General features: G+C 71.6%; 23 protein-coding genes and 1 pseudogene. 8 read left to right on the plus strand and 16 right to left on the minus strand.

The window, feature by feature from the left end; all coding sequences use genetic code 11:
- Positions 1 to 102 precede the first annotated feature (102 nt).
- The 3 genes from IPT68_RS28620 to IPT68_RS28630 all read left to right on the plus strand — a co-directional run bounded on the left by IPT68_RS28620 (position 103) and on the right by IPT68_RS28630 (position 3,606).
- Positions 103 to 1,410 (plus strand): copper amine oxidase, encoded by a 1,308-nt coding sequence (locus tag IPT68_RS28620; RefSeq protein ID WP_189698736.1) that lies wholly within the window; start codon positions 103 to 105, stop codon positions 1,408 to 1,410.
- A gap of 112 nt (positions 1,411 to 1,522) precedes the next feature.
- Positions 1,523 to 2,761, plus strand: coding sequence for an SAV2148 family HEPN domain-containing protein (locus tag IPT68_RS28625; protein WP_189698737.1), 1,239 nt, complete (start codon positions 1,523 to 1,525; stop codon positions 2,759 to 2,761).
- A gap of 122 nt (positions 2,762 to 2,883) precedes the next feature.
- The gene (locus IPT68_RS28630; protein ID WP_189698738.1) at positions 2,884 to 3,606 is read left to right on the plus strand and encodes a 3'-5' exonuclease; all 723 of its coding nucleotides are present in this window, start codon (positions 2,884 to 2,886) and stop codon (positions 3,604 to 3,606) included.
- A gap of 33 nt (positions 3,607 to 3,639) precedes the next feature.
- Here the strand turns inward: IPT68_RS28630 and IPT68_RS28635 are convergent, their stop codons facing one another.
- The gene (locus IPT68_RS28635) at positions 3,640 to 4,614 is read right to left on the minus strand and encodes a LysR family transcriptional regulator (protein WP_189698739.1); all 975 of its coding nucleotides are present in this window, start codon (positions 4,612 to 4,614) and stop codon (positions 3,640 to 3,642) included.
- Between the two features lie 135 nt (positions 4,615 to 4,749).
- Positions 4,750 to 5,718, minus strand: coding sequence for an AraC family transcriptional regulator (locus IPT68_RS28640; protein WP_189698740.1), 969 nt, complete (start codon positions 5,716 to 5,718; stop codon positions 4,750 to 4,752).
- Between the two features lie 333 nt (positions 5,719 to 6,051).
- Here IPT68_RS28640 and IPT68_RS28645 point away from each other — a divergent pair, with 333 nt between their 5' ends.
- The gene (locus IPT68_RS28645) at positions 6,052 to 7,062 is read left to right on the plus strand and encodes an alcohol dehydrogenase catalytic domain-containing protein (protein ID WP_189698741.1); all 1,011 of its coding nucleotides are present in this window, start codon (positions 6,052 to 6,054) and stop codon (positions 7,060 to 7,062) included.
- A gap of 56 nt (positions 7,063 to 7,118) precedes the next feature.
- Positions 7,119 to 8,015 carry an SDR family oxidoreductase gene (locus IPT68_RS28650; protein ID WP_228039967.1) on the plus strand — a complete coding sequence of 299 codons (897 nt, stop codon included), beginning with the start codon at positions 7,119 to 7,121 and terminating at the stop codon, positions 8,013 to 8,015.
- Positions 8,016 to 8,190: 175 nt separating this feature from the next.
- Here the strand turns inward: IPT68_RS28650 and IPT68_RS28655 are convergent, their stop codons facing one another.
- Positions 8,191 to 9,054 carry a phosphotransferase enzyme family protein gene (locus tag IPT68_RS28655; protein ID WP_189702126.1) on the minus strand — a complete coding sequence of 288 codons (864 nt, stop codon included), beginning with the start codon at positions 9,052 to 9,054 and terminating at the stop codon, positions 8,191 to 8,193.
- Positions 9,055 to 9,365: 311 nt separating this feature from the next.
- Between IPT68_RS28655 and IPT68_RS28660 the strand changes: the two are divergent.
- Both IPT68_RS28660 and mgt read left to right on the plus strand, forming a co-directional pair.
- Positions 9,366 to 9,950, plus strand: a pseudogene (locus IPT68_RS28660) (extracellular solute-binding protein); the annotation flags it as partial.
- A gap of 78 nt (positions 9,951 to 10,028) precedes the next feature.
- Complete coding sequence (gene mgt, locus IPT68_RS28665) at positions 10,029 to 11,222, plus strand: macrolide-inactivating glycosyltransferase (RefSeq protein ID WP_194074018.1); 1,194 nt, start codon at positions 10,029 to 10,031, stop codon at positions 11,220 to 11,222.
- An 87-nt stretch (positions 11,223 to 11,309) separates the two neighbouring features.
- Here mgt and IPT68_RS28670 read toward each other — a convergent pair whose 3' ends face one another.
- Positions 11,310 to 13,565: an MMPL family transporter gene (locus IPT68_RS28670; RefSeq protein WP_189702124.1), complete on the minus strand. Its 2,256-nt coding sequence runs from the start codon at positions 13,563 to 13,565 to the stop codon at positions 11,310 to 11,312.
- A gap of 405 nt (positions 13,566 to 13,970) precedes the next feature.
- Here IPT68_RS28670 and IPT68_RS28675 point away from each other — a divergent pair, with 405 nt between their 5' ends.
- The gene (locus IPT68_RS28675) at positions 13,971 to 14,525 is read left to right on the plus strand and encodes a DUF1697 domain-containing protein (protein ID WP_189702123.1); all 555 of its coding nucleotides are present in this window, start codon (positions 13,971 to 13,973) and stop codon (positions 14,523 to 14,525) included.
- A gap of 148 nt (positions 14,526 to 14,673) precedes the next feature.
- Here IPT68_RS28675 and IPT68_RS28680 read toward each other — a convergent pair whose 3' ends face one another.
- The 12 genes from IPT68_RS28680 to IPT68_RS28730 all read right to left on the minus strand — a co-directional run bounded on the left by IPT68_RS28680 (position 14,674) and on the right by IPT68_RS28730 (position 24,883).
- Positions 14,674 to 15,414 carry a sirohydrochlorin chelatase gene (locus tag IPT68_RS28680; RefSeq protein WP_189702122.1) on the minus strand — a complete coding sequence of 247 codons (741 nt, stop codon included), beginning with the start codon at positions 15,412 to 15,414 and terminating at the stop codon, positions 14,674 to 14,676.
- A gap of 5 nt (positions 15,415 to 15,419) precedes the next feature.
- Positions 15,420 to 16,367 carry an ABC transporter permease gene (locus IPT68_RS28685; protein ID WP_189702121.1) on the minus strand — a complete coding sequence of 316 codons (948 nt, stop codon included), beginning with the start codon at positions 16,365 to 16,367 and terminating at the stop codon, positions 15,420 to 15,422.
- Positions 16,354 to 17,142 carry an ABC transporter ATP-binding protein gene (locus IPT68_RS28690; protein WP_189702120.1) on the minus strand — a complete coding sequence of 263 codons (789 nt, stop codon included), beginning with the start codon at positions 17,140 to 17,142 and terminating at the stop codon, positions 16,354 to 16,356. Before IPT68_RS28690 ends, IPT68_RS28685 begins: the two co-directional genes overlap by 14 nt.
- Before the next feature lie 30 nt (positions 17,143 to 17,172).
- The gene (locus tag IPT68_RS28695; protein WP_189702119.1) at positions 17,173 to 18,279 is read right to left on the minus strand and encodes an aliphatic sulfonate ABC transporter substrate-binding protein; all 1,107 of its coding nucleotides are present in this window, start codon (positions 18,277 to 18,279) and stop codon (positions 17,173 to 17,175) included.
- Positions 18,280 to 18,500: 221 nt separating this feature from the next.
- Entirely contained in the window at positions 18,501 to 19,856 is a 1,356-nt protein-coding gene (locus IPT68_RS28700) for a sulfate adenylyltransferase subunit 1 (protein WP_189702118.1), read from the minus strand.
- 2 nt (positions 19,857 to 19,858) lie between these two features.
- Positions 19,859 to 20,794 (minus strand): sulfate adenylyltransferase subunit CysD, encoded by a 936-nt coding sequence (gene cysD / locus IPT68_RS28705; protein ID WP_189702117.1) that lies wholly within the window; start codon positions 20,792 to 20,794, stop codon positions 19,859 to 19,861.
- Positions 20,791 to 21,360 carry an adenylyl-sulfate kinase gene (gene cysC, locus IPT68_RS28710; RefSeq protein WP_189702116.1) on the minus strand — a complete coding sequence of 190 codons (570 nt, stop codon included), beginning with the start codon at positions 21,358 to 21,360 and terminating at the stop codon, positions 20,791 to 20,793. Before cysC ends, cysD begins: the two co-directional genes overlap by 4 nt.
- A complete protein-coding gene (locus IPT68_RS28715; RefSeq protein WP_189702115.1) occupies positions 21,357 to 22,067 on the minus strand; it encodes a phosphoadenylyl-sulfate reductase in 711 nt (236 codons plus the stop codon). The genes cysC and IPT68_RS28715 overlap by 4 nt, the downstream gene beginning before the upstream one ends.
- A complete protein-coding gene (locus IPT68_RS28720; protein ID WP_189702114.1) occupies positions 22,064 to 22,246 on the minus strand; it encodes a hypothetical protein in 183 nt (60 codons plus the stop codon). Before IPT68_RS28720 ends, IPT68_RS28715 begins: the two co-directional genes overlap by 4 nt.
- Before the next feature lie 28 nt (positions 22,247 to 22,274).
- The gene (locus IPT68_RS28725) at positions 22,275 to 23,972 is read right to left on the minus strand and encodes a nitrite/sulfite reductase (RefSeq protein WP_189702113.1); all 1,698 of its coding nucleotides are present in this window, start codon (positions 23,970 to 23,972) and stop codon (positions 22,275 to 22,277) included.
- 127 nt (positions 23,973 to 24,099) lie between these two features.
- Positions 24,100 to 24,183 (minus strand): putative leader peptide, encoded by an 84-nt coding sequence (locus IPT68_RS34860; RefSeq protein ID WP_309486338.1) that lies wholly within the window; start codon positions 24,181 to 24,183, stop codon positions 24,100 to 24,102.
- A 127-nt stretch (positions 24,184 to 24,310) separates the two neighbouring features.
- Positions 24,311 to 24,883, minus strand: a complete 573-nt coding sequence (locus tag IPT68_RS28730) for a GNAT family N-acetyltransferase (RefSeq protein WP_189702112.1) — start codon at positions 24,881 to 24,883, stop codon at positions 24,311 to 24,313.
- Positions 24,884 to 24,891: the final 8 nt, after the last annotated feature.

The raw sequence follows: 24,891 nt of genomic DNA on the forward strand, positions 1-24,891 counted from the left end.
CGCGCGCGAGAGCAGCCCGCAGCCGCCTCGGCCCCGTCCACCTCTCCGACCCGATCCTCCAGAAGGCTCGCCCGAGCCGTCCGCAAGGGAGTCCTCTTCGTCATGCCCGTGATCAGCAACAGCCGTGCCCTCAAGCGGACGGCCCTGGCCCTCGCCCTGGCCGGGCTGGCCGCCGGCGTCACCGCCCAGGCCCCGGCCGCCGCCCGGCCCAAGGCCGCGCCGGCTCCGCCGGCCGAGTGCAGCGCCGCGTACCGCATCCAGCAGAAGCTCTCCACCGGCACCACCTGGCGGATGTGCTGGCGCTACCACAAGGAGGCCGGCCTGGTCCTGGAGCACATCACCTACCAGCCGCCGGGCGAGGCCCGCCCCGTCAAGGTGCTCGCCTCCGCCAAGCTCGGCCAGATCCACGTACCGTACGACGACGGCGAGAACGAGTACCACGACCTCACCCAGGCCGGATTCGGCCAGGGCCTGAAGGACCTGGCGCCCGGCGAGTGCCCCGGCGGCACCATCAGGACCGTCCGGGTACCCGAGGCCTGGGACCCCTCCCACCAGAACGTCAAGGGCCTGTGCACCACCACCCGTTCGCGTGGCCACGCCTACCGCATGCAGGGCGACACGGCGAACAAGGTCTTCCAGATGCAGGGCAAGGACCTGCTCGTCTACACCGTCAACCAGGTCGGCTGGTACGAGTACATCACCGAGTGGCGCTTCCAGGACGACGGCACCATCGCCATGAACGTCGGCGCCACCGGCTCGCTCTCGCCGATGGACTACGACGCCGGCGACGGCCGCGGCTGGCCGATCGGCAAGGGCGCCAAGGCCTACGCCACCAGCCACAGCCACAACGTCTTCTGGAGGCTCAACTTCAACCTGGACGGCTCCACCAAGGGGAGGGTCGAGCAGTACGACTCCAAGGTCAGCGCGCCCGCGAACGGCCGCCCGGCACCCACCAACAAGACCACCCGCACCCCGATCACCAAGGAACTCGCCGGCGACGCCCGGAACATGCGCTGGTGGCGTGTGGTCAGCGCGACCGGCAGGAACAAGGACGGGCACCCACGTTCGTACGAGATCGTGCCCGGCGCCGGCGCCAAGTACCCCGGCCGCGGCTACACCAAGCACGACGTCTACTTCACGCAGTACGACAAGTGCGAGCAGTACGCCAGCGACAACCTGCCGAACTGCGGCGCCGGGCACGGCAAGTCCGTCGACAAGTGGGTCGACGGCCAGACGCTGAAGAACCCCGTGGTCTGGGTCAACGTCGGTTTCCACCACGTGGCGCGGGACGAGGACCAGCAGCCCATGCCGGTCCATTGGCAGGGCCTGTCCGTCGTGCCGCGTGACGTCACCGCTATGAATCCGCTCACCCCGGCCGAGCTGGCCGGTCGGAATGGACGCCCGGAATAAGGAAGTTGGGGAACGAGCCTGCCCATCCTGCTGCACCGCCGACCGCTCCCGGAGTACCCTTCCTTGATCGTTGGGACGGGGAGTGCTCGGGGGAGCGGAAGGCGGTGCGCGGGTGGGCTCGGGAGGCCTGGAGCTGCCCCCTGGTGACGAGGGTCACGAGGGGAACTCCACAGACGTCCCGCCCGGCACGGTGTCCCTGGCCAGACCGATGGAGACGCACTCGATCGGCCCGGAACTGGACTGGGGCGCCGAGGCCTGGCACGAGGTGCGCACACGCGCGCAGCGAGCGGGCCGTGCCTACATCTGGCTGAACCTCGTCGAACAGCGGCTGCGCGCGGTCGTGGCCGCCGTGCTGCGCCCCATCTACGAGCCCGTCCACGGCGACGAGTGGGTGGTCGCCGCCGCCGGCCCGGCCGGTCAGGAGTGGGTCCATCGCGCGGTCGCCGTGCGCGAGGTCAGCCGCCGCAAGGGCTATCTGCTCGACCCCGCCGACGACAACGTCCTCAGCTTCCTCACTCTGCCGCAGCTGCGCGAACTGATGGTGCAGCACTGGCCGTGCTTCGAGCCCTACATAGACGAACGGCGGGACGTCGAACTCGCGCTCGACGAGCTGGAGGTCACCCGGAACGTCGTCTCGCGCAACCGGGCCCTGTCCGAGGCCGTGCTGAACCAGGCCGAGCGGGCCTCGGCACGCCTGCTGGAGATCCTCGGCTCGGGCGGCGACGTCCCCTCGGCGCGCCGGCTGCCGGTCGACGCGGTCGAGGACCTGGTCGGCGACCGCTACGCGGACGTGGTCGCCGTGCACTCCGACCGGGTGCGGCTGATGCGCCAGTTCCCCGCCGAGGACATCTTCGGTGGCGCCCGCCGTCTCGACGCCATCGGCATCGGGCTCAACCTGCTCGTGCAGAACTTTTCCGGGCGCCGACTGGTCCGCCTCGCCGAGGGCGGCTGCCGGGTGCGGCTGCTGTTCCTCAACCCGGCCTCCAGCGCGGTGAAGCGGCGCGAGCGCGAACTCGGCATCAAGCGGGGCGAGCTGAGCCGGGCCGTGGAGATGAACATCCTGCACATGCGCCGGGTGCGCGGCCGGCTGCGGGACCCGGGCGCGTTCGAGATCCAGGTCTACGACGAGACCCCCCGCTTCACCGCCTACCTCGTGGACGGCGACGGCTCCGACGGCATCGCGGTCGTGCAGTCCTATCTGCGCCGCACCCGCGGGATGGAGGCGCCGGTGCTGGTGCTGCGCAACGGCAGCCGGGTCGTCAAGTCGGGCGAAGTGGACGAGGTCGGGCTCTTCGGTACCTATCGGGAGGAGTTCGAGGCGGCATGGGTGGATTCACGCCCTGTGTCCTGAATTGGCGTCACCTTTCCCGCCGTCATGCCCGCGCCCTAGCGGAACGCTGTCCTCTGATTGTCAGTGCCGCATGCGATCGTGGGGACCACTGGGGGAAAGCACCACCAAGAAGGGGGCCGCCCATGGGCTGGCACAGGGAGCTGCTGATCGGCTTCGACCTGGAGACGACCGGGACCGATCCGCGTGAGGCGCGCATTGTCACGGGAGCCGTGATCGAGGTCAGGGGCGGGCAGCCCATCGGGCACCGGGAATGGCTGGCGGACCCGGGAGTGGAGATCCCGGCGGACGCCGTGGCGGTCCACGGGATCAGCAACGAACGCGCGGCCGCCGAGGGCCGCCCGGCCGACGGCGTCGCGGACGCCATCGCGGACGTGCTCGTGGGGTACTGGAAGACGGGCGTCCCCGTTGTCGCCTACAACGCGGCGTTCGACCTCACCCTGCTCGCCGCCGAACTCCGCCGGTACGGCCTGCCGTCCCTGCGCGACCGCCTCGGCGGCCTCGACCCGGCGCCGGTCATCGACCCGTACACCATCGACCGCCAGGTCGACCGCTACCGGCGCGGCAAGCGCAACCTCGAAGCGGTCTGCACGGAGTACGGCGTCGTCCTCGACGGCGCCCACGACGCCTCCGCCGACGCGCTCGCCGCGGCCCGGCTGGCCTGCGCGATAGCCGACCGCCACCCCAAGATCGCGGCCCTCGGCCCGGCGGAACTGCACCGCCGCCAGATCGAGTGGTACGCCGAGTGGGCGGCGGACTTCCAGGACTTCCTGCGCCGCAGGGGCGACCCGACGGCGGTGGTGGACGCGGCCTGGCCACTGCGCCGGCCGACGGCCGACCGGGTCTGACCGAGGCTCGACGCCACGACCGCGCCGCCACCCTCACGGCTTGGAGTGCGGGTCGGCCCGCAGCGCTGCGGCGGTGGACTCGACGAACTCGCCGACGAGCCGTGAGGTGTCGGTGCCGGCCCACACCAGTGCCACCTGTCCCGGCGGAACGTCGGCGACGGGTACGTAGACGATGCCGGCACGCGGATGGAGCGCCGCCACCGGTTCCGGCACGAACGCGACGCCGCGGCCGGCACCGACGTAGCCGAGGAGTTCCTCCATGTCGTGGAAGGCGGGGCCGGGCCCGGCGTTCCGGCCCTCGCGGTGCGGTTCGGCGTTCCACACCGTCGCCCAGGCCGTCGTGGCGACGGCGTACTGCAGGACCGGGTCGTCGGCCAGGGCCGCGAGGTCGACCTTCGCCTGGTCCGCCAGAGGATGGCCGGCCGGCAGTACCGCGCTGAGAGGCTCGGCGTACAGGGGCATGACCCGCAGTGCGTCGGAACCGAGGGGGAGGCGGGCGAAGGCGACGTCGACGCTCCCTTCCGACAGCGTCTCCGTCTGGTTCCACCAGCGCAGGCGCACCAGTGTGACGGACACGTCCGGCCGCCGGGCCGAGAACGCGTTCACGGCCGCCGTGACATCGGTGCCCAGGACGAAACCGACGGACAGGGTGTGCGCGCCGGCGCCGACACGGCGGGTCCGGTGCTGGGCGGCGCGCCCGGCGGTGAGCAACTCGCGCGCGTCATGGAGGAACTGCTCGCCGGCAGGTGTGAGCGTGACGTTGCGCGTGTGACGGGTGAAGAGGGTGACCCGGAGGTCCTCCTCCAGCTGCCGCACCTGTCGGGACAGGGCGGGCTGGGTCATGTGCAGCGCGGCGGCCGCCCTGCCGAAGTGCCGGCGCTCGGCGACCGCCACGAAGTACCGCAGCCTGCGGAAGTCGAGGTCGATCGGATCGTCCTGGGCCGTGCCGTCCGCTTCCCCGTAGGTGGATGCGTCGGTGCTGCCCAGGGGAGGCGGGCCGGCGTGCATGGTGATGTCCTCTCGGTGCTCTCGCGAGCGGTCCCACGTCCGGGTGACGGACGGCCTCACTCAACTCTGCCGAGGCGGACGCGCCATTTCTCTCCCCTGATTGCTTCCCGATGGCCGCTTCTTGCGGTGCTCCGCCTACGGCATTTCCCCGGCGGACCGGTCCGCCCGCAGCCGGCGGTAGTCCGTGGGAGTCATTCCGTGATGACGGCGGAAGGCGGCGGCGAAGCGTCCGGGACTTCGGTAGCCGCATTCCAGAGCGATGTCCAGAACGCTGCGGTCGGTGGTCGCCAGCAAAGCGGCCGCACGGGTGGTCCGCAGTTCCGTGAGATAGCGATGCGGGGTGGTGCCCGTCGCCTCGGCGAATCGGCGCAGCAGGTGGAACTTGCTGATGTGGACCTGCGCCGCGAGTTCGTCGAGACCGATGTCCTCCTGGAGATGGTCGTGCATGTAGTCGATGACCTGCCGCAGGGCCTTCCCGCCCAGTCCGCCGCCCAGTCCGCCGCCCGGTCCGCCGCCCCGGACCGCCGGTCCGGCCGGCCGGGAGGGGTGGGCGTCCGGTCCGTACAGGAGGTGGACCACGAGGGCCTGGGCCAGGGAGTCGGCGTACAGCGCCGGCGCCTTGTCCTCCATGGCCCGCAGGATGCGGTGCGCGAGGTGTTCGACCAGCGGGTCCCGCAACAGCAGTGCGTCCGGCAGCACCGGCGAGGACAGGCGGGCCGCCCGGAACTCCTCCACCGTGTCCTCGACGAGCCCGGCCGCCAGGAACAGGTGGAGCGACCGCATCGGTTCGTGCGACAGCGAGCGCCAGCGCAGGGTGCTCGAGTGACCGGGGGCCGTGACCCCTATGGCTCCGCTCCGGTAGTGCCTGCGCGCCCAGGTCCGGCCCTGCCGGCTCTCGATCGTGTAACGCCCGCCGGTGACAGTGACGACCAGCAGGTCACGTGTCGGCGTCGTCGTGAACTGCTCGGCCTCGGCGGGGTCGGCGTAGTGGCGCGCGAGCAGTGAGCGCCACCCCAGGTCGGCACTGCACATGAGCCGGTGCGCGGGCAGGGACTTTTCGACCGAGGCGCTCTCGGCGAACTGAGCGGGGAGTGCAGCGTTCACGGCGTGGTTCCTGTCGTACGTGGCTCGTGTCCTACGCCGCTCGTGCAGCCTCCCGAGGAACCGCCGAACACCGAGCGGGACGTTCGGCACCCTCATGGTGCCGTCGGCGGGACGGGCGTGGCAAGGAGCCCGGAGACCGCACGCAGGCCCCGGAACGGCCACCGCGACCTTCTCGGATGCCGTATGCGCATCAATGCGGCCGGGAGAGGCATTGGACGGCGCGGACAATGCGCCGAAATAATTCCGTGCATATGCGCGATGCGAACACGCTAACGTCCCCATGTATTTCCGGAAGCGTTCGCGTCGCCGCGCCACTATTTCCCGGAGCCCATGATGCGTGCTGCCATTGCCACCGGAGTGAACGCCCCGCTGGCCCTGAAGAATCTCGACATTCCCCAGCCCGGTGCCGGCGAGGTGCTGGTCAAGGTCACGGCGTGCGGGGTGTGTTTCTCGGACCTGAACCTGCTGCACGGCCACTACCCCTTCGCGCGTTTTCCCGTCGTTCCCGGCCACGAGATCACCGGCCTGGTGACCGCCGTGGGCCCCGGCGTCACCTGGCCCGAGGTCGGCACCGCGGTCGGGGCGCAGTTCCTGTACGACACCTGCGGCCACTGCGACTACTGCGTGCGCGGCGACCAGATCCTGTGCCCGGCCAAGCGGATCACCGGGGTCGTCACGGACGGGGGCTACGCCGAGTACGCGCTGCTGAAGGCGGGCTTCGTCACGCCGCTGCCGGCCGGCCTGGACCCGGTCGCCGCCGCCCCGTTGATGTGCGCGGGCCTGACGGCGTTCAACGGCCTGCGACAGGGCGGGGTCGAGGCGGGTGCGCGGGTGGCGGTGGTCGGCCTCGGCGGGGTGGGCTCTCTCGCGGTCCGCTACGCGGTGGCGATGGGAGCCCGCGTGGCGGTGGTCGGCCGCTCCCGGCGCGGTGAGCACCAGGCCAAGGCGCTGGGCGCCGAACTGTTCGTCGCCACCGAGGAGTCCGATCCGGCGACGGCCCTCAAGGCCTGGGACGGCGGCGCGAACCTCGTCCTGAACGCCGCCCCGTCCACCGAGGCCGCGGCGGCCACCCTGGGCGGCCTGGCCCCCGACGGCACGTTGCTGCTGTGCGGCTACGGCCCCGCGCCCCTCACCCTGCCCACCCAGCCGATGATCCTCAACCGCCTGCACGTGGCGGCCTCGCCCTCCGGCTCACCGCACGACCTGCGCGACACGCTCGCCTTCTCCGCCGCGCACGGCATCCTGCCCGACGTCACCCCGATCACCCTCGACCAGGCGCCTCAGACCCTCGCCGCCATGGCCGACGGAACCGCCCGGGGCCGCAGCGTCATCACCTTCGGCTGACAGCACCGGCCGCTCGTCCCCGGATCCCCCGCCCACCCCGCTTCATGGAGCAAGTGATGTCCTACGTGATCCTCGTCACCGGTGCTTCCAGCGGCTTCGGCGCGCTGACCGCCCGCGCCCTCGCCGACGCCGGCCACACCGTGTACGCCGGAATCCGCAACACCACCACCCGCAACGCTCCGGCGGTCGCCGACGCCCGCGCCTACGCCGAGCGGCACGGCGTCGATCTGCGCACGGTCGAGCTCGACGTCTCCGGTCAGGAGTCCGTCGACGCCGCCGTCGACACCATCACCTCCGAGGAGGGCAGGGTCGACGTCGTGGTGCACAACGTCGGCCACATGGTCCTCGGCCCGACCGAATCCTTCACCCCCGAGCAGATCGCGGAGATCTACGACACCAACGTGATCTCCACCCAGCGCGTCAACCGCGCGGTCCTGCCGCAGATGCGCGAGCGCCGGGACGGTCTGCTGGTGTGGGTCGGCTCGTCCAGCACCTACGGCGGGACGCCCCCCTGTCTCGCGCCCTACTTCGCCGCCAAGGCCGCGATGGACCACCTGGCCAAGAGCTACGCGGTGGAGCTGTCCCGCTTCGGCATCGACACGGCCATCGTCGTCCCCGGCGCGTTCACGTCCGGCACCAACCACTTCGCCCACGCCATGCACCCGCAGGACACCGGCACCGCCGAGGCCTACGAGGCGCTGTACGGGGGGCTGATGGAGGACGTCGGCAAGCGGCTGGCGGCCCTCGCGCCCGAGGACGCCGACGTCGGGCAGGTCGCCCGGGCCATCACCGAGATCGTCGACATGCCGAAGGGGCGGCGGCCCTTCCGCACCACGATCGACCCCGCCGACGACGGCTCCGAGACGGTCAGCGACGTCGCCGACCGCGTCCGCGCCGACTTCTACGGCCGCATCGGCCTGGCCGACCTGCTCACCACCCGCGTCGACGACTGAGCCCTCCCGGGTCACCGTCCGCCCGCCGCCCGTCCGCCCGCCGCCCGTCGGCCCGCCGCCCGCCGCCCGCCGCCCGCGGGCCCGGGCCCCGGGCCGCGGGCCGATGTGACGACGGGCCGCGGGCCGACGGGCGGACCGGCCGCGCCCGCCGGGAACGCGACAGCACGCCGCCCCCTCAGAACGGATACCACCGCACCGTCTCGTCCCCGTCCCGCAGGGACGCCACCCGCCGCTCGAACTCGGCCAGTGCCTTGGGGTTGCTCGGCGCGTGCTGGGCCACCCAGGCGCAGCTGGCCGTCTCGCGCGCCCCGCGCAGCACCGCGCCCCCCTCCCAGGAGCGCACGTCCCAGCCGTAGGCCTCGGTGAAGGCGTCGTAGGCCTCGGCCGGAAGCCCGTAGCGGTCGCGGGAGAGGGCCATCACCACCAGGTCGTGCTCGCGCAGGTCGGCGGAGAACGTCTCGAGGTCGACCAGGACCGGCCCGTCGGGGCCGACGTGCACATTGCGGGGCAGCGCGTCCCCGTGGATCGGGCCGGGCGGCAGATGCGGGGTGAGCGCGGCGGCGGTGACCGCGAAGGCGTCGCGCCGCTCGCGCAGATACGCCGCGTCCGCCGGGTCGATCGCGTCGCCGGCGAGCCGCAGCCACCGTTCGACACCGCCCAGCAGATCGCGGGCCGGCAGGGGGAAGGAGGGGGCGGGCAGCGCGTGGACGACCCGTAGCAGTTCGGCCAGATCCCGGGGCTCGGCGGGCCGTACGGAATCGGCCAGCCGGTGCCACACCGTCACCGGGTGCCCCTCGACGAGCAGGGCCGTGTCCCCGGCCGCCCGGACCGCGGGGACACCGGCGTCGGCCAGCCACAGCGCGACGGCCAGCTCCCGGCGTGCCCGGTCGAGCAGTTCGGCGTCACGGCCCACCTTGACGACCAGGTCACCGGCGGCGAACACCGCGTTCTCGCCGAGGGCGAGGAGCCGCGCGTCGCGCGCCGGACCGGGCAGTACCCCCGCCGCGTCCAGTACGTCCCGCGCCCGTGCCTCGTCCATCGTCCGCCTCCGTGGTCCCTCGTCGTGGGCCGCCGGCCCGTGTCCCGCGCTGTCGCGTTCCCGCCGTTCGTCGGCCAGTGTCGCATTCGCACAGGTCGGACGGTGTGCGCGGTGCCTTGACGACCCGCATCGGCTTCACGACCATGACGGGGGCCCGCCGGGCTTCGCAACGTCACGAGCCGTGCGAAGGAGCCGCTTGGTGACACGGGTGACCGAGGTGCGGCGTCGTCCCGCGCCCCGCGCGCCGAGCCGGGACCGCGAGCGGCGTGCCGGCGACCGTGGCGCGTGGCTGCTGGTGCTGCCCGCGCTGGACGATCCACGAGCAGGTCAACACCGACTCCAGCGCGTCGGCCTCGACCCTGGGCAGCGGCGGTTCGGACACGCTGCCCGGCTTCTTCGGCGGCAAGTACGCGATGGTTCCGCTCGGGTTCTCGTACCGCCAGCAGATCGTGCAGCAGGCGCCGGAGGGCTTCGACTGGCAGGTGCTGCCGGCCCCGGCCGGCGCCGACGGGCTCACCCAGGGCGTCAGCCCGCAGACCCTCTCCATCGCCGAGGACAGCCCGTACAAGAAGGAGGCGGCCGCCTTCATCGACTTCCTGCTGCGACCGGAGAACATGGTGCGCCTCGCCCTGGGTGACTGGATGCTGCCCACCGGCACGCAGGCCCTGAAGGACCCCGCCCTGCGCACCACCCGGCACGACTGGGCCACCGGTAGCGCCCTCGCCGCCCACCTCCGCCCGGCGCCGGCGCAGTCCGTGCGGGGATACCCGGAGTGGAAGGACAAGGTGGCGACACCGGCGTTCCAGGAGTACTACAGCGGCGCGATCGGCCTGGGCGAACTGCGCCGACGGCTGGAGGAGGACGGGAACCTGGTGCTGGCGCGCTACCAGCGGTGAGCGGGCACACGGCGCGGTACCGGCGCCGACGGGGTCATTGAATTGCACGAGACGTCTCGTCTCGCTTAAGGTCGGGGCATGACCCACATCGCCATGTTCTCCATCGCCGCCCACGGGCACGTGAACCCGAGTCTCGAGGTGATCCGCGAACTCGTCGCGCGCGGGCACCGGGTGACGTACGCGATCCCCCCGGCGTTCGCGGACAAGGTCGCCGAGACCGGTGCCGAGGTGAAGCTCTGGAACTCGACGCTGCCCTCGCCCGACGACGATCCGGAGGCGTGGGGCACCACCCTGCTGGACAATGTCGAGCCCTTCCTGAACGACGCGATCCAGGCCCTGCCGCAGCTGATCGCGGCGTACGAGGGCGACGAACCGGACCTCGTGCTGCACGACATCAGCTCCTACCCGGCCCGCGTGCTGGCCCACCGCTGGGGCGTGCCGGCCGTCTCCCTCTCGCCGAACCTCGTCGCCTGGGACGGCTACGAGGAGGAGGTCGCCGAGCCGATGTGGCAGGAGCCGAGGAAGACCGAGCGCGGCCGGGCCTACTACGCGCGGTTCCAGGCCTGGCTGGAGGAGAACGGGATCCACCAGCATCCCGACCCGTTCGCCGGCCGCCCGGCCCGCTCCCTCGTGCTGATTCCCAGGGCGCTCCAGCCGAACGCGGACCGGGTCGACGAGACCGTGCACACCTTCGTCGGCGCCTGCCAGGGCGACCGGGCCGCGGAGGGCGACTGGCAGCGGCCCGCCGACGCCGAGAAGGTCGTCCTCGTCTCGCTCGGCTCGGCCTTCACCAAGCAGCCGGGGTTCTACAGACAGTGCGTGGAGGCGTTCGCCGGGCTGCCGGGCTGGCACCTGGTCCTCCAGATCGGCAAGCACGTCGACCCCGCCGAACTGGGCCGGGTGCCGGACACCGTGGAGGTGCGGTCCTGGGTGCCGCAGCTCGCCGTCCTGAAGCAGGCCGACCTGTTCGTCACGCACGCGGGCGCGGGCGGCAGCCAGGAGGGCCTGGCCACGGCCACCCCGATGATCGCCGTACCGCAGGCGGCCGACCAGTTCGGCAACGCGGACATGCTCCAGGGCCTCGGTGTCGCACGCCATGTCCCGGCCGAGGAGGCCACCGCCGGCACGCTCCGCGAGGCGGCCCTCGCGCTCGTCGACGACCCCGAGGTGGGCCGCCGGCTGGCAGAGCTCCGGGCGGAGATGGCGAAGGAGGGCGGTACGCGGCGAGCGGCCGACCTGATCGAGGCGGAACTCGCCGCGGCACGCGCGTGAGGGGCGTGCGCACACGGCCGAGGGCCCGCCGGCTCCCCTGGAGCCGGCGGGCCCTCGGCCGCCCCTTCGCGCGCCCGACTCGCGGGATCAGACCCGCACCCGCTCGCCTTCCTCCACCACGGGCGTCCGCGACGTCCCCGTCACCGCGTCGGCGGCCTCGTCGTGCGTCAGGTCCGGCAGCCGGTTCAGCCACTTCGGCAGGTACCAGTTGCGCTCCCCGAGCAGCGCCATCACCGCCGGCAGCAGCACCCCCCGGATGACCGTGGCGTCGATGAGCACCGCCGCCGCCAGGCCGACGCCCATCTGCTTCATGGACTGCATGGACAGCGTGCCGAAGATCGCGAACACGGCGACCATGATGACCGCGGCGCTGGTCACGACCCCCGCCGTGGTGACCACGCCGTGCGTGATGGCGTCCTTCGTCGTACGGCCGCGCAGCCGCGCCTCACGGATCCGCGAGACCACGAACACGTGGTAGTCCATCGACAGGCCGAACAGGATCACGAACAGGAACAGCGGCAGCCAGCTGACGATGGCGCCGACGCCCTCCGCGCCCACCAGCGACGCGCCCCAGCCGTGCTGGAACACGGCGACCAGGATGCCGTAGGCCGCGCCCACCGACAGCAGGTTCAGCACGATCGAGGTGATCGCGACGGTCAGCGAGCGGAACGACAGCAGCATCAGCAGGAAGGCGAACACCACGACGAACGCGAAGACCGGGGCGACCGAACCGACGAGCTGGTCGTTGAAGTCCTTCGACCCGGCGACCTGCCCGGTGATCGGCGCCTCGACCCCGTCGACCTTCCCGAGCGTCGCCGGCCGTACCTCGTCGCGGAGTTTGTCCAGGCTGGCGCCCGCCTCGTCCAGGTCGGAGCCGCCGACCAGCGGGACGTAGACGAACGCGACGTTCTTCGCGTCGTCCAGCCTGATGTCGACCGGGCCGCGCGAGGCGCCCGAACTGACCGCCCGCTCACGGAAGTCGGCGAGCGCCGCCTGCACCTCGGGCGCGTTGATGTCGTCGGCCCTGACGACCACCTCGGCCGGCTCGGAACCGCCGGGGAAGGCCTCGTTGACCCGGTTGTACGTCTGCACGATGGGCAGCGAGTCGCCGAACTCCTGGTCCAGCGTGAGGTTCTGCGTCTTCATGCCCACCGCGGGAGCGGCGATCGCCAGCAGCGCGCCGGCCGCCACGACGACGGAGACGACGGGCCTGGCGAGGACGCTTTTCAGTACGGCGGTCCAGAAGCGGCTCTCCCCGTTGCCGTCCCGCTTCCGCCTGCGCAGGAACGGGATGCGGCCCTTCTCCACCCGCTCGCCCAGCAGCGACAGCAACGCCGGCAACACGGTCACCGAACCGACCATGGCGACGGCGACGACCATGAGGGAGGCCAGACCCATCGCCTCGAACTCGGCGATCCCGGTGAACAGCATGCCCGCCATCGCCACGCACACCGTGACACCGGAGACGACGATCGCGCGGCCACTGGTCGCGGCGGCGACCCGCAGCGCGGTCTGCGCGTCCCGGCCGGCCTCGCGCTCCTCGCGCTCACGGCGCAGATAGAACAGGCAGTAGTCGACGCCGACGGCCAGACCGACCAGCAGCATCACGGAGTTGGCGGTGTCGCTCATCGGCATCACATGGCTGACGACACCCATCAGGCCCATCGTCGCCATGATCGCGGTGAGCGCCAGCGCCACCGGCAGCAGCGCCGCCACCACCGCCCCGAACGCGATGAGCAGAATGCCGAGCGCGACCGGCACGGCCGAGTACTCGGCCTTGCGGAAGTCGTCGCCGAAGGCGTCGTCGAACGTCTTCATCATGCTGGCGCCGCCGATCTCCTCGATCCGCAGCGTCTCGTGCTCCCGCTGGACCTTCTCGACGGCCTTCAGCACGGGCTCGACCCGCTCGCCGGCCGTGTCCCACTGCCCGCGCATGTCGAACTGCACCAGCGCGCTGCGCCCGTCGCGGGAGATCGTCTTGGTGTCGTACGGCGTGGTGACGTTCGTGACCTCACCGGTCGCGTCGACCGCCCGGACGACCTCGGCGACGGCGGCCCGGAACGCGGGGTCGGTGGCCCTCGGGCCGCCGTCCCTCGACTGGATCAGGACCGTCTCGCCGGCCGGTTCCTCGATGCCGGCGTCCTCGATGATCTTCGCGGCGGTGTGTGTCTCCCCCTTGAGCTGGTCGCTGTCCTTGACGTCGACCCGGCCCGCCGCCGAACCGAGCCCCATCGCCAGGGCGACGAACAGCACCCAGATCCCCACGGCCGCCCATCGGTGCCGGGCGCTCCAGCCGCCGGCCCGGGCGGCGAGTCCCCGCACGCGTATGTCTCCGTTCCCCATGACGGGCTGCCCCCTCGTGAGCGATGACGACCCCCTGCCGCCACCTTCCGTCTCGAAGGTAGGCGCGGAATAAAGGCACGTCGTCGTGCTGCCCGGTGAAGCGCCGGCGTCCCGGGTCATCCCGACGGTCACCCCGCCCTCACCACTGGGGAGGACAGTGGCCCCTTACATCTATCAGCGGATGTCCGGGCCCATGATCAGGGAACCGCTCGCGGAGAGGCGTGTGCCGGCCCATGATTACGAAACCTTGTTGAACAAGTCACAGCTGCGTGTAGCGGTTGATCCCGGGCCGGTCATCGGCCAGAGTTTCGCGCAGCCCCCCGCAGGACCGGTCGTCGTGCCCGCCCCCACGGGGCACGACGACCGCCTGGGCCCGACCCGAACGGCAGGCCCTAGGGTGGACGGATGACGACGTACGCGGCGCTGCTGCGCGGAATCAACGTGGGCGGCAGCAAGAAGGTTCCGATGGCCGACCTGCGCGCCCTCATGGAAGGCCTCGGACACACCTCCGTGCGCACCTACCTGCAGAGCGGTCAGGCCGTGTTCACGAGCGGGCACGGCGACGAGGAGTCGCTGGCCGCCGGGCTCACGCAGGCGATCGGGCAACGGTTCGGCTTCGACGTGGACGTCATCGTGCGCGACCACGCCTACCTGAAGGCGGTCGCCGACGACTGCCCGTTCCCGGCCGCCGAACTGGAGGCCAAGCAGCTCCACGCCACGTACTTCTCCGCGCCGGTCGAGGCGGAGCGGTTCGCCGAGGTCGACCGAACGGCCTTTCTGCCCGAGGAGTTCCGGCTCGGCGACCGCGTCCTGTACCTGTACGCACCCGACGGCCTGGGCCGCTCCAAGCTCGCCGAGTACCTGGCCCGGCCGCGGCTGACCAAGGGCCTGATCGCCACCACCAGGAACTGGAACACCGTCGTCAAACTCGCGGACCTCACCGGGCCGACGCCGGCGTGACCCTCCGCGGGCCCGGGTGAGGCGGGCGGAGAGGACGACGCGGGCGGCGCGAGCCGGGATCGGCGGCCGGCCGCGGCGCGACGTCCAGCTTCGCACTCGAGCGGCCCCGCGCCGGAGGACTGCGCCACGGCTGACGGCGTGTGCCGGCTCAGGCCCCCAGAGCCGTCAGCGCCGGCACCCGCGCCCCGTCGTACCGCTCCAGCAGCACCCGGGCCACCTCCGGCGCCGGACCCAGCACGTCGGCCAGGACGTCCGCGTCGGCCGCGCCCCGCGCGATGCGGTCCGGCAGGAAGCCGGGGGCCAGGACGTACGGGGCGACGGCGACGCGCGCGCAGCCGAGGGCGCGCAGTTCACGGACCGCGTCCTCGGTGCGGGGCAGGGACGCGGAGGCGAACGCAGGCCGCACGGCGCACCAACCGGTGTGCCGCCACTCCCGCGCGATTTCTGCGATCACTGCGATCGCCTCCGGGTCGCTGGACCCCGCCGAGGCCAGCACGACCCCGGTCGAGGACTTGTCGGCGGGCGTCAGCCCCGCCTCGAACAGCCGCCTTTCCAGCGCGTCCAGCAGCAGCGGCGAGGGGCCGAGCACCTCCGCCTGACGGATCCGCAGCCGCCGCGGCGCCTGACGCAGCACCGCCGGGATGTCGGCCTTCGCGTGGAACGCGCGGGTCAGCAGCAGCGGAAGCGCTACGACGTCCCTCACGCCCTCCGCCGCCAGGGACTCCAGCACGCCCTGCACGGAGGGGACGTTGAAGTCCAGGAATCCGGTGTCGACCCGCAGGCCGGGCCGCAGCGACCGGACCCGCCGCACCAGGGCGTGCACGGTCGCGGCGTGCCGCGGGTCGCGGCTGCCATGGGCGATGACGACGAGGACCGGTTCGTGGCGCATGGGGATCAGCTCTTCACCAGCAGGCCGCGGCTGCGCAGCACCCGCCGTTCCAGGGGACTGAAGATCAGCAGGTCGATGGCGATACCGACGACCAGGATGAGCAGGATGGCGAGGAACACCATGGACATGGAGCTGGTGTTGCGGCCGTTCTCCAGCAACTGGCCGAGCCCCACGCCCAGGTCGGGGGAGGAGGCGATGATCTCGGCGGCCATCAGCGACCGCCACGAGAACGCCCAGCCCTGCTTCAGACCGGCCAGGTAGCCGGGCAGCGCGGCCGGCATCACGATGTGCCAGCTGCCCTTCAGGCCGGTCGCGCCCAGCGTGCGGCCCGCCCGCAGGAACAGCGGCGGCACCTGGTCCACGCCCGAGACCAGGCCGTTGGCGATGGAGGGGACGGCGCCGAGCAGGATCACCGCGTACATCATCTGGTTGTTCAGCCCCAGCCAGATGACGGCGGGCGGCACCCAGGCCACCGACGGCAGTGACTGCAGGCCGGACAGGATCGGCCCGATCGCGGCCCGCACGAACCGGACCCGGGCCACCAGCAGCCCCAGCGGGGTGCCGAGGGCCAGCGCCATCAGAAAGCCCAGCAGGCCGCGCGAGACGCTGGTCCAGATGTAGTCGAGCAACGTGCCCTGCAGCCAGGCCGTGCGGACCTCGCCCCACACGTCGGCGGGGGAGGGCAGCTTGCCCGGGTCGTCGACGACGCCGAAGGTGATCAGCGCCTGCCACACCGCCAGCACCAGCACGACGGCGGTGAGCGGCGGCACGATCTTCTGCGTGAACGTGGTGCGCAGCGGCGTACGGCCGGTGTGCACCGTGTCCAGGGCGTCCAGGCCCGCTTCGAGCCCGGCCAGATCGTTGCCGTCCTTGCTGTCCTTGCCGTCCTTGCCGTCCTTGCCTTCCGTGACGCTGTTGACGTCCTTGACGGCGGGCGTGTCAGTGCTGGCCATGGCGGCGGATCTCCCCACGCAGTTCTTCGGTGATCTCACGGGACAGTTCCGCGACAGCGGCGTCCTCGATGCGGCGCGGCTGCGGGATGTCGACCGTCCACTGGCGCGCGATCCGTCCCGGACGCGACGACAGCAGCACGACGCGCTGCGCGAGCCGCGCCGCCTCGCGCACGTTGTGCGTCACGAACAGCACGGACAGCCGGGTCTCGTTCCAGATCCGGGTGAGCTCGTCGTGCAGCACGTCGCGGGTGATCGCGTCGAGCGCCGCGAACGGCTCGTCCATCAGCAGCAGCTTGCTGTCCTGCGCGAGCGCGCGGGCCATCGCGACGCGCTGGCGCATACCGCCGGACAGCTCGTGCACCCGCTTGCCGTACGCGCCCTGGAGCCGGACCAGCTCCAGCAGTTCCTCCGTCCGGCCGCGCCGGTCGGCCCTGGGCACACCGCGCAGCCTCAGGGCGAGCTCGATGTTCTTGCCCGCGGTCAGCCACGGGAAGAGGGCGTGCTCCTGGAACATCAGCGCCGGGCGGCCCTCCGTCGTGATCACGCCGGACGACGGCTTGTCGAGCCCCGCCACCAGGTTCAGCAGCGTGGACTTGCCGCAGCCGGAGGCCCCGAGGAGGGTGACGAACTCGCCGGGCGCGACATCCAGGGAGATGTCGTCGAGGACGAGCTGTTGCCCGGCGGGGCCGGCGAAGGACTTCGAGACGTGCTCGATGCGCGCGGCGTGCTCCACCGACGTACCGGCGTCGGCGGCCTTGGCGAAGGTCGTGGCCATGGTCGTCACCTCCTGGGAACTCTTGGGGACTTACGAAGCGGCGCCGAGACCGGCGTCGCCGACGGTGGCCTCGCCCCGGGCGGCGAGGATCGTGTTGAGTGGCCCGAGGTCGTAGATGCCCTTCAGGTCGGCCCGCTCCAGCAGCCCCGCCTTCACCGCGTGCCGGGCCTGTGTGTCGAGGGTGGCCGCGAGGGGGTCGTCGGTGATCCGGATCGACTTCCACGCCGGGTCGAGGACCTCGGCCGGCAGCGGCTTGCCGGTGTCCGCCTGGAGCTGCTTGTTCGCCGACGCCTTCGCCGCACCGGGGTTGGCGTTGATCCACCGGTTGGTCTCGACCGACGCCCGCAGCACGGCCTCGACGGCCTTCGGGTGCTCCTTCAGGAAGCTCTGCGACACGATGACGTTCGTGATCACGAACTTCTTGTCCGGCCACAGGTCGGCCTCGTCGAGCAGCACCTTCGCGCCCTCGGCGACCAGCTTCGACGCGGTCGGCTCGGGCACCCAGGCACCGTCGACCGAGCCCGACTCGTAGGCGTCCGGGGTCACCTTGTTGTCGGTGCGGACCACGGAGACGTCGCCCTTGCCGCTGTCGGCGTCGACCTTCCAGCCCCGCTCGGCGATCCAGTTCAGGAACGCCACGTCCTGCGTGTTCCCGAGCTGCGGCGTCGCGATCCGCTTGCCCTTGACGTCATCGAGGGACTTGATCTTGTGGGGGTTCACCACGAGCTTCACCCCGCCCGACGCCGAACCGCCGATGATCCGCAGGTTCTCGCCGCCCGACTTGAGATAGCCGTTGATCGCCGGGGAGGGGCCGATCCAGCCGATGTCGACGGAGCCCGAGTTGAGGGCCTCGATCTCGGAGGGCCCGGCGTTGAAGGTGGCGTACTCGGCCCTCGTGGCGCCGAGCGCCTTCTGGAAGAAGCCCTGCTGCCGGCCGACCAGCGCGGTGGCGTGCGTCAGATTGCCGAAGTAACCGATCCGGACGGAGTCCAGACCGTCGGTCTTCCTCGCCCCGGCGGCGACCTGGACGGTGTCGTCGTCCTTGGCCTGGGAACCGTAGCCGCAGGAGGCGAGCGCCAGGAGCGGGAGCGCGGCCAGCGCCGCGAGGCCGCGGCGCAGGGCGATGGTGGCAGGCACGGGAGGTGTTCCTCTCGGTGGCCCGGCGGTCACGACACCTTCAGGTCGTGGCCGGGAGGTCGGCGGGTTTTCGGCGGCGCGCGCGGGGCGCGGACGTCGTTGCGCACAGCGCGGGCATCACGCACATCGCCCCACTCCGCCCTGCCCGCTGCCGAGGGCGCCGCTGCCGACCCGGCCGCCCTCCTTCGCGAAGGACGCGAAGAAATCGGTCACGTTCATGGTCAGAAGTCCCACCCGTCGTCCTCCGACTCGTCCCGGACGGGCTCCGGGGAGGCGAACGACTCGCCGACCATGCCCGCGGTGAGCGTGGTGCCGTCGCTCGGGTCGATCAGGATGAACGAGCCGGTGCGCCGGGAGTCGGCGTAGGAGTCGACCGGCAGGGGTTCGGCGGTGCGGACCTTCACCCGGCCGATGTCGTTGGCGGCGAGCTGCCCCGGGTGCGGGTGCAGGGACAGGTCGTCGAGGGTGAGCCGGGACGGGATGTCCTTGACGATCGCCTTGACCGTCCGGGTGCCGTGCTTGAGCAGCACCCGGTGGCCGACGGTGAGCGGCTGGTCGGCCACGTGGCAGACGGTCGCCTCGATGTCCTGGGTGGTCGGCGGCGCGTCCTTGCTGGGCACGATCAGGTCGCCGCGCGAGATGTCGACGTCGTCCTCCAGCAGGAGGGTGACCGACTGCGTGGTCCAGGCGACGTCGACCGGCCTGCCCAGCAGGTCGATGCCGGAGATCCTCGTCGACCGGCCGGACGGCAGGACGGTGATCTGCTCGCCGACGCGGAACGTGCCCGCCGCGATCTGACCCGCGTAGCCCCGGTAGTCGGGGTGCTCGGCGGACTGCGGCCGGATCACGTACTGCACGGGCAGACGCGCGTGGCAGTGCGCCAGGTCGTGGCTGACCGGAACGGTCTCCAGGTGCTCCAGGACGGTGGGGCCGCCGTACCAGTCCATGTGCGCGGACGGTTCCACGACGTTGTCGCCGTTGAGCGCGGAGATCGGGATCGCGGTGACCTCGGGGACGCCCAGCTCGGTGGCGTACGCCGTGAACTCCTCGGCGATGGAGCCGAAGACGTCCTCCGCGTAGCCGACGAGGTCCATCTTGTTGACGGCGAGGACGACGTGCGGGACGCGCAGGAGGGCGGCGATGGCGGCGTGCCGGCGGGTCTGTTCGACGACGCCGTTGCGGGCGTCGACGAGGATCACCGTGAGTTCGGCGGTGGAGGCGCCGGTGACCATGTTGCGGGTGTACTGCACGTGGCCGGGGGTGTCGGCGAGGATGAACCGGCGTCGCGGGGTGGCGAAGTAGCGGTAGGCGACGTCGATGGTGATGCCCTGCTCGCGCTCGGCGCGCAGGCCGTCCGTCAGCAGCGCCAGGTCCGGGCCCTCCTGGCCGCGGCTCGCCGAGGCGCGCTCCACGGCCTCCAGTTGGTCGGTGAGGACCGACTTGGAGTCGTGCAGCAGCCGGCCCACCAGGGTGGACTTGCCGTCGTCGACCGAGCCGGCGGTGGCGAACCGCAGCAGGGTGGTCGCCGACAACTGCTCGACCGACAGCGTCTCGGTGGGTTCGGTGGTGCTGGTCATGGCTAGAAGTACCCCTCGCGCTTGCGGTCTTCCATCGCGGCCTCGGAGAGCTTGTCGTCGGCCCGGGTGGCGCCCCGCTCGGTCAGGCGGGAGGCGGCGATCTCGGCGATCACCTTCTCGATGGTGTCGGCGTCGGAGTCGACGGCGCCGGTGCAGGACATGTCGCCGACCGTGCGGTAGCGGACCTGCCGCTTCTCGACGGTCTCGCCCTCCTTCGGGCCGCCCCACTCGCCGGCGGTCAGCCACATGCCGTTGCGCCGGAAGACCTCACGCTCGTGGGCGAAGTAGATGTCCGGCAGTTCGATGCCCTCGCGGGCGATGTACTGCCAGACGTCCAGTTCGGTCCAGTTGGAGAGCGGGAAGACGCGGACGTGTTCGCCGGGGGCGTGCCGGCCGTTGTAGAGGTTCCACAGCTCGGGGCGCTGCCGGCGGGGGTCCCACTGGGAGAACTCGTCGCGCAGGGAGAACACCCGTTCCTTGGCGCGGGCCTTCTCCTCGTCCCGGCGCCCGCCGCCGAAGACGGCGTCGAAGCGCTCGGTCTGGATCTTCTCCGTCAGCGGCAGTGTCTGCAGGGGGTTGCGCGTCCCGTCGGGGCGTTCCTTGAGTACTCCGCGGTCGATGTAGTCCTGCACGGAGGCGACGTGCAGGCGCAGGCCGTGCCTGGTCACCACGCGGTCGCGGTAGTCGATGACCTCGGGGAAGTTGTGCCCGGTGTCGACGTGCAGCAGTGCGAAGGGGACGGTGGCCGGCGCGAAGGCCTTCAGTGCCAGGTGCAGCATGACGATGGAGTCCTTGCCGCCGGAGAACAGGATCACCGGCCGTTCGAACTCGCCCGCCACCTCGCGGAAGATGTGCACCGCCTCGGACTCCAGCGCGTCCAGGTGCGACAGGGCGTACGGGGTGTCGGTGCCCTCGTCGATGGTCGCGACGGTCGTCATGCCAGTCCCCTTTCGGTGAGCAGCGCATGCAGCGACGCCGCGGACTCCTGCACGGTCTGGTGCTGCGACTCGATGCGCAGGTCGGGCGTGACGGGCTCCTCGTACGGGTCGTCCACGCCGGTCAGCCCCGTCAGCTCGCCTGCGGCCTGCTTGGCGTACAGCCCCTTGACGTCCCGCACGGAGCACACCTCGACCGGAGTCGCCACGTGCACCTCGACGTACGGCGTGCCGTTCGCCTCGTGCCGCTTGCGCACCGCGTCCCGGCTGTCGGTGTACGGCGCGATCACCGGCACGAGCGCCTTCACGCCGTTGCGGGCGAGGAGCTCGGCGACGTAGCCGATGCGCTGCACGTTGGTGTGCCGGTCCTCGCGGCTGAAGCCGAGACCCGCCGAGATGAACTCGCGGATCTCGTCGCCGTCGAGCACCTCGACGAGGTGGCCCTCGGCGCGCAGCCGGCCGGCCAGCTCGGACGCGATCGTGGTCTTGCCGGCACTCGGCAGGCCCGTGAGCCAGACGGTGGCTCCGCTCGTCACGTGCTTCTCCTGAGGGGTCGGTGGGGTGGTCATCCGTGAAGTCCGCACTCGGTCTTGGCGCGCCCGGCCCAGCGGCCGGCGCGCGCGTCCTCGCCCGCGAGGACCCGGCGGGTGCACGGGGCGCAGCCGACGGAGGCGTAACCGTCCGTCAGCAGCGGATTGGTCAGCACGCCGTGCTCGGCGACGTAGGCGTCCACGTCGTCCTGGGTCCAGCGGGCGATCGGCGAGATCTTGACCTTGCGGCGCTTGTCGTCCCACGCGACGACCGGGGTGTTCGCCCGGGTCGGGGACTCGTCGCGGCGCAGTCCGGTCGCCCATGCGTCGTAGTGCGTCAGCCCCTGCTCCAGGGGCTTGACCTTGCGCAGGAAGCAGCACAGGTCGGGATCGCGCTCGTGCAGCCTCGGACCGTGTTCGGCGTCCTGTTCGGCGACGGTCTGGCGCGGGGTCAGCGTGATGACGTTGACGTCCATCACGGCCTCGACCGCGTCCCTGGTGCCGATGGTCTCCTCGAAGTGGTAGCCGGTGTCGAGGAAGACGACGTCGACACCGGGCATCGCGCGGGACGCGAGGTGGGCGACCACCGCGTCCTCCATGGAGGACGTCACGCAGAACCGCTTGCCGAAGGTGTCCGCCGCCCACTGCAGGATCTCCAACGCGGAGGCGTCCTCCAATGCGCGGCCCGCCCGTTCGGCGAGCGCCTTCAGCCGCTCCGTCTCCCGGGTTTCCTGAGCCGTCGTCATATCCCGTCCCCTCCCGTCGCGTCGTGCCGGAGCCCGCGGGCCAGCAGCCCGAGGAACTTCAGCCGGAATGCGCGGTTGCAGGCCGCGCACTCCCAGGCGCCGTGGCCCTCCTCCTCACTCGGACGCAGGTCCTCGTCGCCGCAGTACGGGCAGTAGAACGGTGCGGCACGCTCACTCACAGGTCGTCCCTCGTTTCGCTCGCCGCATTCACGAAAGCGCCTCCTCGGAGGCTCGGGCCGCCCAGGTCGCGAACCGCTCGCCCTCCTCGCGCTCCGCCTGGAACCGCTTCAGGACCCGCTCGACGTAGTCGGGCAGCTCCTCGGAGGTGACCTTCAGGCCGCGCACCTTGCGGCCGAAGCCGGCCTCCAGGCCGAGCGCGCCGCCCAGGTGCACCTGGAAGCCCTCGACCTGCTCGCCCCGGTCGTTCAGGACCAGCTGGCCCTTGAGACCGATGTCCGCGACCTGGATACGGGCGCAGGCGTTCGGGCAGCCGTTGATGTTGATGGTGATCGGCTCGTCGAAGTCCGGGATCCGGCGCTCCAGCTCGTCGATCAGCGAGGAGCCGCGCGCCTTGGTCTCGACGATGGCGAGCTTGCAGTACTCGATGCCGGTGCAGGCCATCGTGCCGCGCCGGAACGGGGAGGGCCTGGCGGTGAGGTCCAGCGCCTCCAGGGACTCGACCAGCGAGTCGACCTGTGCCTCCTCGACGTCGAGGACGATCATCTTCTGCTCGACGGTGGTCCGGACCCGGCCCGAGCCGTGTGCCTCGGCGAGCTCTGCGATCTTCGTCAGGGTGGTGCCGTCGACGCGGCCGACGCGCGGGGCGAACCCGACGTAGAAACGGCCGTCCTTCTGCCGGTGCACACCGACGTGGTCGCGCCAGCGCTGCGGCGGCTGGGCGGGAGCGGGACCGTCGACCAGCTCCCGCCCGAGGTACTCGTCCTGAAGGACCTGGCGGAACTTTTCCGCACCCCAGTCGGCGACCAGGAACTTCAGCCGGGCGCGCGTACGAAGGCGCCGGTAGCCGTAGTCGCGGAAGATGCCGATCACGCCCGCCCAGACGTCCGGGACCTCCTCCAGCGGCACCCAGGCGCCGAGCCGGACACCGATCTTGGGGTTCGTGGACAGGCCGCCGCCCACCCACAGGTCGAAGCCGGGGCCGTGCTCGGGGTGGTGCACCCCGACGAACGCGACGTCGTTGATCTCGTGAGCCACGTCGAGCAGCGGGGAGCCGGAGACGGCCGTCTTGAACTTGCGCGGCAGGTTGGAGAACTCCTTGCTGCCGATGTACCGGCGGTGGATCTCCTCGATCGCCGGGGTGCCGTCGATGATCTCGTCGGCGGCGATACCGGCCACGGGCGAGCCGAGGATCACGCGGGGCGTGTCACCGCAGGCCTCGGTGGTCGACAGGCCGACCGCCTCGAGGCGGTTCCAGATCTCCGGCACGTCCTCGATCCGGATCCAGTGGTACTGGACGTTCTGCCGGTCGGTGATGTCGGCCGTGCCGCGCGCGAACTCCTGCGAGATCTCGCCGATGACCCGCAGCTGCTGGGTGGTGAGCCGGCCGCCGTCGATCCGGACGCGCAGCATGAAGTACTCGTCGTCCAGCTCCTCGGGCTCCAGGATGGCGGTCTTGCCGCCGTCGATCCCGGGCTTGCGCTGGGTGTACAGCCCCCACCAGCGCATCCGGCCGCGCAGGTCGTTGGGGTCGATCGAGTCGAAGCCGCGCTTGGAGTAGATCGTCTCAATGCGTGTCCGCACATTGAGACCGTCGTCGTCCTTCTTGAACTGTTCGTTGCCGTTGAGCGGGGTGAAGTGACCCGCGGCCCACTGACCCTCACCGCGGTGTCGGCTCACCTTGCGGCGGGGAGTCGCGGCAGCGGGGTTCTGCGGGGTGGCGGCCATGGTTCTACGTCCTTCGGGACAGGCGGAAAGCGGCTCTGACCTGCGCGTACGGGCGCATGCGGGCGTACGCGCGCAGCTCGCGCGGGAACAGGCGAAGCAAGGGGGGAACGGCGTTGCTGGAGAGGTCTCAGCTCGCCGGACAGATGGCGCTGGACATGCGGCCGAGGTCGACGTGCCGCCGACTCACCAAGGCGATTCCAGTTCCAGACATGACGGAAGCGTGTCACGGCGATCTGGACAGAGTCCAGCTTAATCCAACATGCGGACACCCTTGTCCCGGAATGTGGAACAAGGGTGTCGTCGGTCACCTGGCGTGAACGGCGTAGTGTCGTACCAGGTCAGACCGGGTACGCACCCGGCCAGGGGCCCGGCGTGGCGACCTCCGGCTCCTCCTCGACCTTGGTGTCGAACAGCGTGAAGCCACGTCGCAGGTAGTTGTCCATCGCGTGCTCGCCGTCCTTGCTGCAGGTGTGCAGCCACACCCGCTTCGTCGGCGCTAGCCCCGGCCAGCGGTCGGCGAGGTCCCACGCCCGGGCGGCGCCGTACGACAGCAGGTGCCCGCCGATGCGGCGTCCGCGGAAGGCCGGGATCAGCCCGAAGTAGACGATCTCCACCGCCGAGTCGTCCTGCGGCTCCAGCTCCACGTAGCCGGCGGGTGTCCCGCGGTCGTACGCCACCCAGGTCTCCACACCGGGCCGCCGCAGGTACTCCCGCCACCGGGCGTAGGTCCAGCCCAGCCGGTCGGTCCAACGGATGTCCCCGCCCACGGACGCGTACAGGAACCGGCTCAACTCGGGCGAGGGCACCTCGGCGCGCACGATCCGCACGTCGCCCTCCGGCGCGGCGGCCGGAAGCAGGTCGGTCGGGGCGGTCTGCTCCAGGGACCAGGTGGTCACGGGGATGTTCGTCATGCCGGTCA

Origin of the sequence: Streptomyces chromofuscus (assembly GCF_015160875.1) — a bacterium.
In the GTDB taxonomy this organism is placed as follows: domain Bacteria; phylum Actinomycetota; class Actinomycetes; order Streptomycetales; family Streptomycetaceae; genus Streptomyces; species Streptomyces chromofuscus.